The organism is Streptomyces sp. JN8, from assembly GCF_055808075.1.
This window is the reverse complement of the sequence record NZ_CM147852.1, coordinates 1,326,046-1,337,440: the sequence shown is the minus strand read 5'-3', so window position 1 is coordinate 1,337,440 and position 11,395 is coordinate 1,326,046. Positions and strand designations below refer to the sequence as shown.

Sequence of the window (11,395 nt, the reverse complement as noted above, 5' to 3'; positions counted from 1 at the left end):
TGTCGACAGCAACAGGTTCCGGCCGCCCGCGGACCGTCCTCCCACCGGACACACGGCACCGTTAAGGTGCGTGGGTGGGGAATCGAGCACCGACTCTGGAAGACGTCGCACGTGAGGCGGGGGTGTCGCGCGCGACGGTGTCCCGCGTGGTCAACGGCGTGCGCAACGTGGCTCCCGAGATCCAGCGGAGCGTCCGCGACGCCATCGACCGCATCGGCTACACGCCCAACCAGGCCGCGCGCTCCCTGGTCACCCGGCGCACCGGTACCGTCGCCCTGGTGCTCTCCGCCACCGGCCGGTCCTTCACCGCCCGGGTCTTCTCCGACCCCTTCTTCGGCCGGGTCGTCGACGGCGTCCTGCCCGTCCTGCGCCGCCGGGAGATCCAGCCGGTGCTGCTCGTCGCCGAGTCCGAGCAGGCCAGGGCGCAACTCGTCGAATACCTGCGGCAGGGCGGCGCCGACGGGGCGCTCGTCGTCCCGCTGGACGAGGACGACCCGCTCCCGTCCATGCTCCTGGCGGCCGGCCTGCCCACGGTGCTGTTCGGCCGCCCCCGCGAGGGGGAGCGGTGCGGCTACGTGGACCTCGACAATCCCGCGGGCGCCCGCCTCGCGGCCGAACACCTCTGGACCACCGGACGGCGGCGCCCGGCCGCCATCGCCGCCCCGGTCACCGCGCCCACGGCCGGGGAGCGCCTCGACGGGTTCCGGGACGCGCTCGCGGCCCACGGCGTGACCTCGGTGCCCGTCGTACGGGGCCGGTACACGGTCGACAGCGGGCGGCGGGCGATGGCCCGGCTCCTCAAGGACCACCCCGACCTCGACGCCGTGTTCGCCGCCAACGACCTGATGGCCCAGGGCGCCTGCCAGTACCTGCGCGAGCAGGGCGTCTCCGTCCCCGGCACCGTGGCCGTCGTCGGCTTCGACGACTCGGTGGCGGCCCGCAAGGCGCGACCGCAGCTGACCACCGTGCGCCAGCCGGTGGAACGCATGGCCGCCGCGATGGCCACGCTGCTGGTCGAACAGCTCGACGGCACCCGCGCCGAGCCGGCCTCCGAGGTCTTCGCACCGGTCCTGGTCGTCCGCGAGTCGGCCTGACGGCGGCGCCGAGGGGCCGCGGAGCCGCCGCGCCCGCCGACGCCGGCAACCGGGTGCCGGCCCGGGGCGTCACCCCTCCAGGGCGTCGAGCACGGCGAGCCTGTCCCCGACGCGGGCGGACGACCAGGTGCCGAGCCGGGCCCCCGGACCCCGGAAGGCCGCCCCGGGGATGCGGGGCGGCCTTCCGGACGTGTGCGCGGCGTGCGGGGTCAGCCCCCGTGCGCCTGCCGGTGGGCGCGGACGAGCTCCGCGTACCGCCGTCCGCTCGTCTTCACGGTCCGGCGCTGCGTCGCGTAGTCGACGTGGACGAGGCCGAAGCGCTTGTCGTAGCCGTAGGCCCACTCGAAGTTGTCGAGCAGGGACCAGGCGTAGTACCCGGCGAGCGGCGCGCCCTTGCGCAGGGCCCGGGCGCAGGCCGCGAGGTGCTGCTCCAGGTAGCGGGTGCGCTCGGGGTCGTGGACCTCGCCGTCGGGGCCGACGGTGTCGGGGAAGGCCGAGCCGTTCTCGGTGACGTACAGCTTCCGCACGCCGTAGTCCTCGGTGAGGCGCAGCAGGAAGGCCTCCAGGCCGCCCGCGTCGATCTGCCAGTCCATGCCCGTGCGGGGCACCTCGGGCAGCCGCACCTCGCGGGCGTGCGGGACGGGGCCGGTCGGGTCGTCGGCGACGGTGACCGGGAAGTAGTAGTTGAGGCCGTGCCAGTCCAGGGGGGCCGCGATGGCCTCCAGGTCCCCGGGCCGCTCCGGCAGCTCGACCCCGTACAGCTCCCGCATGTCGGCGGGGAACCCGCGGCCGTAGACCGGGTCCAGCCACCAGCGGTTGGTGTGGCCGTCGGCGCGGGCGGCGGCGGCGATGTCCTCGGGCCGGGTGGAGGCGGGCGCGACGGTGGAGTGGTTGGTGACCAGGCCGACCTGGGCCCCGGGCGCGGCGGCGCGGACGGCCTGGGTGGCGAGGCCGTGCGCGAGGAGGAGGTGGTACGAGGCGCGGACGGCGGCGGTGAGGTCGGTGAGGCCGGGGGCCATCCGGCCCTCCAGGTGACCGATCCAGCCGGAGCAGAGCGGTTCGTTGAGGGTCGCCCACTGGGTGACCCGGTCGCCGAGGCGTTCGGCGACGACGGAGGCGTAGGCGGCGAGGTGCTCGGCGGTGGCCCGCTCGGTCCAGCCGCCGCGGCTGTCCCGCACCCGGTCCTGGAGGGCCTGCGGCAGGTCCCAGTGGTAGAGGGTGACGGAGGGCGTGATGCCGGCGTCGAGGAGTCCGTCGACGAGCCGGTCGTAGAAGTCGAGGCCGGCGGCGTTGACGGGGCCGTCGCCGCCGGGGACCACGCGGGGCCAGGCGACGGAGAGCCGGTAGGCGTCGGTGCCGAAGCCCTTCATCAGGGCGATGTCCTCGGGCCAGCGGTGGTAGTGGTCGCAGGCGGTGTCGCCGTGGTCGCCGTTGTCGACGGCACCCGGGACGCGGGAGAAGGTGTCCCAGATCGACGGGGCCCGGCCGTCCTCGGCGACGGCGCCCTCGATCTGGTAGGCGGAGGTCGCGGTGCCCCAGGAGAAGTCCGGCGGGAAGGCCTCCAGGTCGAGCGCGGTGCGGGATTCGGGGGAGCCGGGGGAGACGGGCACGGGGAACCTCTTCGTGATGGGTGTGGAGAGGGGCGTCACTTGACCGCACCTGCGGTGAGTCCGGCGACGAGATAGCGCTGGAGGAGCAGGAAGCCGACGACGACCGGGACGCTCACCACGAGGGAGGCGGCCATCACCTGGTTCCAGTAGACGTCGTTCTGGGTGGCGTACCCCTGGAGGCCGACGGCGAGGGTGCGGGTGGTGTCGTTGGTCATGACGGAGGCGAAGAGGACCTCGCCCCAGGCGGTCATGAAGGCGTAGACGGCCACGGCGATGATGCCGGGGGACGCGGCGGGGACGATGACGCGGAACAGCGCGCTGATCGGCCCGCAGCCGTCGACCTTGGCGGCCTCGTCGAGTTCGCGCGGGATCGAGTCGAAGTAGCCGGTGAGCATCCAGATGGAGAACGGCAGCGAGAAGGTCAGATAGGTGAGGATCAGGCCTTCGCGGGAGCCGAAGAGGGCGATGCCGGTGGCGTTGCCGATGTTGACGTAGATGAGGAAGAGCGGCAGGAGGAAGAGGATGCCGGGGAACATCTGGGTGGAGAGGACCGTCACCGTGAAGACCCGCTTGCCCCGGAAGGTGTAGCGGCTGACGGCGTACGCGGCGAAGATCGCGACCACCACCGAGAACACCGTGGCCGCGCCGGCGACCACGATCGAGTTCACGAAGTAGTCGGCGAGCGGGACGGTCTCCCAGATGTCGAAGTAGGGCCGCAGCGTGAGCCCGGACGGGATCCACTCGAACTTTCCCGAGACGTCCGCGAGGGGCTTCAGGGAGCTGGAGATCATCACGTACACCGGCAGCACCACGAAGGCGGTGAGCAGGGTGAGGAAGATCCGCCGGGTCCACAGGAACGAGCGGGGCGCCGCCATGGGGGAGCGGCCGGGGCGCGGGCGCTGAGCCGCGTGCCGGGAGGTGTGCTCAGACATCGGCTGCCTTCCTTCCGCGGCTGGTGAGCAGGAGGTAGACGCCCGTGACGACGAGGAGGAAGAGCAGCAGCAGGACGGACATGGCCGAGCCGGTGCCGAAGTTCCACGTCTGGAAGGACGACTGGTAGATGTGGAGCGAGATCAGGTCGGCGGCCTCGGGCGCGGCCTTCCCGAAGAGGACGAACGGCGTGTTGAAGTCGTTGAAGGTCCAGAGGAAGAGCACGAGGACGAGGACCTGGTTGACGGAGCGCAGCGACGGCAGGGTGATGTGCCGGATCTGCTTCCACACGCCGGCCCCGTCGAGGGCCGCCGCCTCGTACATGTCGCGGGGGATGTTCTGGAGCCCGGCCATGACGGTGAGGAAGGCGAACGGCCAGCCCTTCCAGACGGAGACGACGAGCAGGGCCCAGAAGCTGTTGTCTCCGATGAGCCAGAAGGCGGGGCTGTCGCCGATGCCGAGCTGGTCGTGGAGGACGTGGTTGACCAGGCCGTTGTCCCTCTGGAACATGAACGCCCAGGTGATGACGGCCGCGTAGACGGGCAGGGCGTACGGGACGAGGAACAGGGTCCGCAGGAAGCCCCGGCCGCGGAAGTTCTCCTGGAGGAAGATCGCGGCGGCGGTCCCGAGGAGCCAGCACAGTCCCACGGACAGGACGGTGAACAGACACGTCGTCAGGAAGGACTTCAGGAGCGCCTGCCCGACGGGGGCGTCGAAGTCGATCGCGACGGAGTAGTTGTCCAGGCCCGACCAGGGAGCCTCGTTCCAGTTCCGGATGTAGAACTGCGTGAGCTCCTTGAAGCTCATGGCGATGCCCATGAGCATCGGTACGAGGTGGACGAGGAGTTCGAGGAGCAGGGCGGGCAGGAGCAGCAGGTAGGGCAGTGCGATGCGGCGACGCCCGGAGCGGCGTGGTGCGCGTGCCTCTCCGGGTGTGGCCTTGCGCACCGCCGGCTCGGTCGGGTGAGCGACGGCGGTCTCGGTCATGGTGGGGCTGCCTACTTCTTGGGCATCTGCTGCTGGGCCTTGGCGAGCTTGGCCTTCACGGACTCCGTGGTGACCGGCCGGCCGGCGGCGGCGTCGGCGAACAGCTCCTTGACCGCGGTGCCCACGACCGTCTCGAACTGGGACTCCTCGGGGACCTGGGGCAGGGCGGCGGCGCTGGTGGCGAGGGTGTCGCGGATGACGGTGAGCGACGGGGCGGCGAAGGCGGCGTCCTTCTGCGCGCCCTTGACCGGCGGGACGGAGCCGTACGCCTTGTTGAGGACGATCTGCTCCTCGTCGCTCGTCATGTACTTCACGAACTTCAGGGCGCCGTCGAGGTTCTTGGTGTTCTTGAAGACGGCCATGTTGATGCCGGCGACCATGGAGTTGGTCTGGGCGCCCTGGCCGGGCTTGCCGGACGGGACCGGGGCGGGGGCCACGCCCCACTCCTCGGGGCCCATGCCCTGCGCGGAGAAGGTCTGCTGCGGGGTCTGCCACAGGACCATGCCGGTCTTGTTCTTGGCGAAGTCACTGAGGGACTGGTTCTGCGCGTACTCGGCGTTGCCGGGGGCGACGATCTTCTGGGCGGCCATCAGGTCGATGTACTGCTTGACGGCGGCGACGGCCCCGTCGGAGGTGAAGTCGGGCTTGCCGTCGGCGGTGAAGAAGTCGGCGCCGTGCTGCTTTCCGAGGACGAACACCTGGTGGATGTTGTTGGAGAGGTTGGAGCCCTCGACCCCGATGCCCGCGTTGCCGCCCTTGGTGAGCTTCTTGCCGGCGGCGATCACCTCGTCCCAGGTGGCCGGCGGCTTGGCTATGCCGGCCTCCTTGAACATCTTCTTGTTGTAGTAGAGCGCGTAGGCCATCGAGTAGAGCGGGACGGCGGCCGGGTCCTGGCCCGGGACGCCGGTGGAGCCGAGCGCGGACTCGACGAACCGGTCCCGGCCGCCGATGGCCTCCAGGTTCTTCGCGTCCCAGGGCAGGAGTGCGCCGGTGGACTGGAGCGAGGCGCTCCAGGTGTTGCCGATGTTGAGGATGTCCGGCCCCTGGCCGGAGGTGGTCGCGGTGAGGATCCGGTTGAGCAGGTCGGACCACGGGATCACCTCCAGCTTGACCTTGATCCCGGTCTCCTTCTCGAACTGGTCGAGCTCGGGCTGCAGGACCTTCTTGTCGACCTCCAGGCTGGCGCCCTGGTTGGAGGCCCAGTAGGTGAGGGTCTTCGGCGACGACTCGGTCGCCTCGCCGCCGCCGCAGGCGGTGGCGGTGAAGGCGAGGGAGAGGGTGACGACACCGGTGACAGCGGCTCTGACTCTGCGCATGGCTCCTGGGCCCTTTCAGGGACGAGGGGGCGTGCCGATGAGGGTGGGCTTCTGGGCGCCTCGCCGTAACATCGGCTTAATTTAGGATGTGAGTTAAACCCCATGAGAAGGTCGCGTCAAGGCCTGTGCTGCGGGTATGTTGCAACGAACGACTTCAGAGACGGGGACCCACGTGCACGCGAGAACTGGCCGTACGGTGCGTGACCTGCGGCGCGAGAACCGCACCGCCGTTCTGCGCAGGCTGTACTTCGAAGGACCGATGAGCCGCCTCACGCTCGGCCCGGCGACCGGCCTCAGCTCGGGATCCGTCAGCAACGTGGTCGCCGAACTCGTCGCCGACGGACTCGTGGAGGAGGCCGGCAGCGTCGACTCGGCCGGCGGGCGCCCCCGCACCCTCGTCAGGATCGCCCCCTCCAGCGGCTTCATGATCGGCGTCGACATCGGCGAGACCCGGGTCAGGATCGAGCTGTTCGACCTCACCCTCACCGAACTGGCGCGCACCGAGCGCCCGTTGGCCTGCTCCGGCCCTCGCACGGCCCGTTACGACGTCGACCTCGTGGTCGGTCACCTCCGGGACGGCATCGCGGAGGTGCTGCGCGTCGCCGAGGTGCCCGCCGACCGTCTCATCGGCGTCGGCGTCGGGGTGCCCGGCATCGTGGCCCGGGACGCCGGGGACGGCGCGGTCGTCCACGGTCAGACCGTCGGCTGGGACGCCGTCCCCTTCGAGCGCCTGCTCCGCGCGGCCGTCGACCTGCCGGAGTCCGTTCCGTACTGGATCGACAACGGCGCCAAGACCCTGGGGCAGGCCGAGATGTGGTTCGGCGCCGGGCGCGGAGCGCGCAGCGCGGTGGTGGTCCTCTTCGGGTCGGGTGTCGGCGCGTGCGTGGTCACCGACCCGATGGGGCCGGGCCGGGCGATCGAGTGGGGTCATCTGACCGTGGGCGTGCGGGGGCGGCGCTGCCGCTGCGGGGCGCAGGGCTGCCTGGAGGCGTACGCCGGGGCGGAGGCGCTGCTCGAGCGGTGGCGGGAGGCGGGCGGGGTGCCGCCGGCGGGCGCGGACGAGGAGACGGCGCTGACCGCGATGCTCGCCGCGGCGTATCCGGCCGAGCCGGGGACGGAGCCCGACGCGACGGCGCTCGCGGTCCTGGCCGAGACCGCCGAGTACCTCGGCGCCGGCTTCGCCGACCTCATCAACCTCTTCCAGCCCGAACGGATCCTCGTCGGCGGCTGGGCCGGCCTCCAGCTCGGCACCCGCTTCCTGGAGACCGTCACCGGCTACGCGCGGGACTACGCCCTCACCTACCCGGCCAGCCGGACCGGCATCGGACTCGGCACCCTCGGCCCGGAGGCGGTCACCGTCGGCGCGGCCCTGCTGCCGCTGGTCGACTTCTTCGCACAGGGCGGCCGGCGCCCCGAGCGGGAGCCCGCCGTCCCCGCGCCCGCCTGGCAGTCCGCCCTCCAGGACCGGGTCTCCACCTGAGCCGGAACCCGTCCCCGCCCCGGCGTATCGAGCCGTGCGAGGCGGCGCGGTTGGGCCAGACTGTCCCCCATGACACGAACGGTGCAGAGCGAGCACGAGCACGAGTACGACGTGGTGGTCCTGGGGGCCGGGCCGGTCGGGGAGAACGTCGTCGACCGGGTGCGGGCCGCCGGCCTGAGCGCCGCCATCGTCGAGAGCGAGCTGATCGGCGGTGAGTGCTCCTACTGGGCCTGCATGCCCAGCAAGGCCCTGCTGCGCCCGGTGATCGCCCGCTCCGACGCCCGTCGGGTGGCGGGTCTGCGCGCCGCGGTCCACCGTCCGCTCGACGTCCCGGAGATCCTCGCCCATCGGGACGAGGTCGTCGGGGACTGGACGGACGACGGGCAGGTGGACTGGCTCGACTCGATCGGCGTACGGATCTTCCGCGGCCACGGCCGCCTCCTCGGGCCCCGCCGCGTGGAGGTCGCGGCCCCCGAGGGCGAGCGGCACGTCCTCACCGCCCGCCACGCCGTCGCCGTCTGCACCGGCAGCCGCGCCGTCCTGCCCGACCTGCCGGGACTGCCCGGGGCGCACCCCTGGACCAGTCGCGAGGCGACCAGCGCCGACCGGGTGCCGGGCCGGCTGATCGTGGTCGGCGGGGGAGTCGTGGGGGTCGAGATGGCCACCGCCTGGCACGCCTTCGGAGCGCAGGTCACGATGCTCGTGCGGGGCGGAGGCCTGCTGCCCCGGATGGAACCCTTCGTCGGGGAGCACGTGGCGGCGGCCCTGACCGCGCGCGGCGTGGACATCCGCAGCGGAGTCACCGTCAGCGCGGTCGTGCGCGACGGGGGCACGGGACCGGTCACCGTCGTCCTGGAGGGCGGCGACCACGTCGAGGGCGACCAGGTGCTCTTCGCGACCGGGCGGGCCCCGCGCACCGAGGACCTCGGCCTGGAGACGGTCGGACTGAAGCCGGGCTCCTGGCTTGACGTCGACGACAGCCTCAGGGTGGTCGGAACCGACTGGCTGTACGCCGTCGGGGACGTCAACCACCGCGCGCTCCTGACCCACCAGGGCAAGTACCAGGCGCGGATCGCCGGTGCCGCGATCGCCGCCCGCGCCCAGGGCGACGGCTCCCTCGACGCGTCGGGCTGGGGCCCGTACGCGGCGACCGCCGACCACGCCGCGGTGCCGCAGGTGGTGTTCAGCGACCCCGAGGCGGCCGCGGTCGGGCTCTCGCTCGCCGAGGCCGAGCGGGCCGGCCACCGGGTCCGGGCCGTGGACCTCGACATGCGCCAGGTCGCCGGGGCCGGGCTCTACGCCCAGGGCTACCAGGGGCACGCCCGGATGGTCGTCGACCTCGACCGGGAGGTGATCCTCGGCGCCACCTTCGTCGGCCCCGGTATCGGGGAGCTGGTCCACTCGGCGACGGTCGCGGTCGTCGGAGAGGTCCCGATCGCCCGGCTGTGGCACGCCGTGCCCTCGTACCCGACGCTGAGCGAGGCCTGGCTGCGCCTGCTGGAGGCCTACCGGGGCTGAGGATCGGTCAGGTCGCGGGCCCGGCCGTCGAGTCGGCGCCCGCGGCGTACGGGGCGACGAGTGCCCGCACCGCCGAGCGGGCCACCTCCAGGGCCGGCCGCGGATCGCGGCCGGACTGCTGGCCGAGCACCACGCGGGTGCTCAACCCGTCGAGGAGCGCCAGGAGTTCGGACGCGCGCGCCGCGGTGTCGAGGGGGGCGAACCGCCGCCGGGCGACCCCCGTCGCGAGCAGTGCCTCCAGGTCCTCGTGCCAGCCGCGGTCCAGCTCCTCCTGCGCCTCGCCGAGCGCGTCGTTGCCCGGGGTGCGGGCCCAGAGCTCGATCCACAGGGTCCAGCGCGGATCGCGCGGCCCGCGCGGCAGGTACAGCAGCAGGAACCGGTCGAGCTTGCGCTCGGCCGGGATCCGCCGGGACAGCAGCGCCCGGCGCTCCTCGGCCAGCGCCGCCTCGCTCCACCGGAGGGCGGCGAGCAGCAGCAGGTCCTTGCTGCCGAAGTAGTACAGGATGTGGCCCCCGCTGGTGCCGAGCCGCTCCGCGAGCGCCGACATCGTGAGCGAGGAGAGGCCGTCCTCGGCGATCGCCGTCATGGCCTCCTCCAGCATCCGTTCCTGGGTGACGTGCCCGTCCCGCCGTCGTGCCGACCCTGCCACCGCCACCGTCCCCGTTCCGTGGATCCGCCCTGCCTCTGCCGGATCGACCTTAATCGCAACCGCCGGGGGTCTTGACGCGGCCGGAACTCATCGCACATCTTGAATGTCATTCAAGAACTTAGAACGTCATTCAAGGTGTGGTCGAGGCAGCGCCCCGGCCGCGCACCGAGGCAGCGTTCACGACAGGAGGTGCGGTGTGCTCGGACACGAGACGACGCCCGGGACCGCGGAACCCGCGGCGGCCACGGCCCGGGACGAGGTGTTCCAGGTCGAGGAGCACGGGATCGACCCCATCCCCGACGCCGAACGGCACGGCGGCGCCAAGGACGTCTTCTGGCTCTGGTTCGGCTCGAACCTCACCTTCACCTACGTCATCAACGGCGCCCTCGCCGTCGCCTTCGGGCTCTCCTTCTGGCAGGCCACCGCCGTCGTCGTCCTCGGCGGCCTGGCCTTCTTCGCCATCGGAGCCGCCGGCCTGAGCGGGGTGCGCACCGGCACCGCCACCCTCGTCATCTCCCGCGCGGCCTTCGGCCGGCGCGGCAACTGGCCGGCCGGACTCCTGAACTGGGTCGTGAGCATCGGCTACACCATCGTGAACACGGTGGTGGGCACCCTCGCCCTCGAAGCCTTCTTCGCCGACCTCGGCTGGAGCGGCGGCTCCACCGCCCGGGCCCTCGCCCTGGGCATCACCCTCGCCCTGACCTTCGCCGTCGCCCTCTGGGGCCACGCCACCGTCCAGTTCGCCGAACGCTGGATGGCCTACGTCCTCGCCGTCGGCTTCGCCGCCCTGCTCCTCCTCGTCCTGCCGGGCGCCGACACCTCCGCGCCCGCCGCCGCACCCGGCGCCGCCAGCTGGAGCCTCGCCTTCGTCGTGATGCTCGCCGGCCCCTTCTCCTACCTCCCCATGCCCGCCGACTACACCCGCTACCTGCCCCGCACGACCTCACTCAAGGCGCTGACCTGGAGCGGAGCCCTCGGCGGATTCGTCTCCTCCGTCGCCCTCGGCGTCGCCGGGGTGGCCGCCGCGACCCAGGTCGACATGACCGACGCTGTCGCCGGCACCGAGAGCCTCCTCCCGGGCTGGTTCCAGCCGCTCTTCCTCGCCCTGGTCCTGGGCGGCTCCGTCACCAACTCGATCATCACCCTCTACTCGTCGAGCCTGAACCTCCAGGTCCTCGGCATCCCCTGGAGCCGCGCCCGCGCCATCGTGATCAGCGCCGGGGTCACCGCCGCCGGCTCCCTCGGTGCGCTCTTCCTCACCGACTTCACCACCTCGCTCCTCTCCTTCCTCTCCCTGCTGATCATCGTGTTCGCCCCCTGGGGCGGGGTCTTCCTCGCCGACATGGTGCTCCGGCGCTGCACGTACGACTCCGCCGGACTGCACGCGAGCACCGGCGGGGCCTACTGGTACCGCTCCGGCTGGCACCCGCCCGGCCTGGCCGCCCTCCTCGCGGGCCTGCTCTTCTCGGCGCTGACCTGCGACTCCGAACTCTGGACCGGCCCGCTCGTCGCCCCCCTCGGCGGCGCGGACCTCACCTTGCTCGGCGCGGCGGTCTCGGCCCTCGTGTACGTGCTCCTCGCCCGCCGGACGGTCCGGCCGATCCGGGCCTGAAGCCCGGCCGCCCCAGCCCCGGGCCGACCTCCTGGCCGTCCCCTCGGCCGTACCCGTACGGGCCGAACCCCTGCCCGCCACCCGCCGCGGCCCCGGAGACCGGCCCGTACGCCCCCCCATCCGCATCCCGAGGCGCCGCGCACCCCCCCCCGCCGGGACCGCCGGCGCCCCCGACACCGCACGAACACCCCTCGACCGC

The 11,395-nt window shown here is 72.6% G+C and carries 9 protein-coding genes; 4 read left to right on the top strand and 5 right to left on the bottom strand.

Translation table 11 applies throughout. From position 1 onward, the window contains the following. Window positions 1–74: 74 nt before the first annotated feature. Window positions 75–1,094, top strand: a complete 1,020-nt coding sequence (locus tag ACY0MR_RS05795; protein WP_404078438.1) for a LacI family DNA-binding transcriptional regulator — start codon at window positions 75–77, stop codon at window positions 1,092–1,094. Between the two features lie 209 nt (window positions 1,095–1,303). On the opposite strand, the gene ACY0MR_RS05790 is transcribed toward ACY0MR_RS05795, so the two are convergent. From ACY0MR_RS05790 to ACY0MR_RS05775, 4 genes are read right to left on the bottom strand one after another with little or no spacing between them, the layout of a single operon-like run. Further along, a complete protein-coding gene (locus ACY0MR_RS05790) occupies window positions 1,304–2,722 on the bottom strand; it encodes a GH1 family beta-glucosidase (protein WP_404079061.1) in 1,419 nt (472 codons plus the stop codon). A gap of 17 nt (window positions 2,723–2,739) precedes the next feature. Continuing rightward, window positions 2,740–3,579 carry a carbohydrate ABC transporter permease gene (locus ACY0MR_RS05785; protein WP_361861951.1) on the bottom strand — a complete coding sequence of 280 codons (840 nt, stop codon included), beginning with the start codon at window positions 3,577–3,579 and terminating at the stop codon, window positions 2,740–2,742. Window positions 3,580–3,628: 49 nt separating this feature from the next. After that, window positions 3,629–4,621 carry a carbohydrate ABC transporter permease gene (locus tag ACY0MR_RS05780; protein WP_361861945.1) on the bottom strand — a complete coding sequence of 331 codons (993 nt, stop codon included), beginning with the start codon at window positions 4,619–4,621 and terminating at the stop codon, window positions 3,629–3,631. Window positions 4,622–4,632: 11 nt separating this feature from the next. Then, window positions 4,633–5,937 carry an ABC transporter substrate-binding protein gene (locus ACY0MR_RS05775; protein WP_361861942.1) on the bottom strand — a complete coding sequence of 435 codons (1,305 nt, stop codon included), beginning with the start codon at window positions 5,935–5,937 and terminating at the stop codon, window positions 4,633–4,635. 172 nt (window positions 5,938–6,109) lie between these two features. Here ACY0MR_RS05775 and ACY0MR_RS05770 point away from each other — a divergent pair, with 172 nt between their 5' ends. Both ACY0MR_RS05770 and ACY0MR_RS05765 read left to right on the top strand, forming a co-directional pair. Then, entirely contained in the window at window positions 6,110–7,417 is a 1,308-nt protein-coding gene (locus tag ACY0MR_RS05770; protein WP_388795153.1) for an ROK family transcriptional regulator, read from the top strand. A 69-nt stretch (window positions 7,418–7,486) separates the two neighbouring features. Beyond that, window positions 7,487–8,935, top strand: a complete 1,449-nt coding sequence (locus tag ACY0MR_RS05765) for a dihydrolipoyl dehydrogenase family protein (protein ID WP_388795150.1) — start codon at window positions 7,487–7,489, stop codon at window positions 8,933–8,935. A 7-nt stretch (window positions 8,936–8,942) separates the two neighbouring features. On the opposite strand, the gene ACY0MR_RS05760 is transcribed toward ACY0MR_RS05765, so the two are convergent. After that, a complete protein-coding gene (locus tag ACY0MR_RS05760; protein WP_404078445.1) occupies window positions 8,943–9,584 on the bottom strand; it encodes a TetR/AcrR family transcriptional regulator in 642 nt (213 codons plus the stop codon). A 196-nt stretch (window positions 9,585–9,780) separates the two neighbouring features. Here ACY0MR_RS05760 and ACY0MR_RS05755 point away from each other — a divergent pair, with 196 nt between their 5' ends. Beyond that, window positions 9,781–11,196 carry a purine-cytosine permease family protein gene (locus ACY0MR_RS05755; protein ID WP_473559584.1) on the top strand — a complete coding sequence of 472 codons (1,416 nt, stop codon included), beginning with the start codon at window positions 9,781–9,783 and terminating at the stop codon, window positions 11,194–11,196. Window positions 11,197–11,395: the final 199 nt, after the last annotated feature.

Bases quoted from the DNA above. Each gene is read 5' to 3' on its own strand.
- ACY0MR_RS05785 (WP_361861951.1), bottom strand. From the start codon at position 3,579: ATGGCGGCGCCCCGCTCGTTCCTGTGGACCCGGCGGATCTTCCTCACC.
- ACY0MR_RS05780 (WP_361861945.1), bottom strand. From the start codon at position 4,621: ATGACCGAGACCGCCGTCGCTCACCCGACCGAGCCGGCGGTGCGCAAG.
- ACY0MR_RS05775 (WP_361861942.1), bottom strand. From the start codon at position 5,937: ATGCGCAGAGTCAGAGCCGCTGTCACCGGTGTCGTCACCCTCTCCCTC.
- ACY0MR_RS05765 (WP_388795150.1), top strand. From the start codon at position 7,487: ATGACACGAACGGTGCAGAGCGAGCACGAGCACGAGTACGACGTGGTG.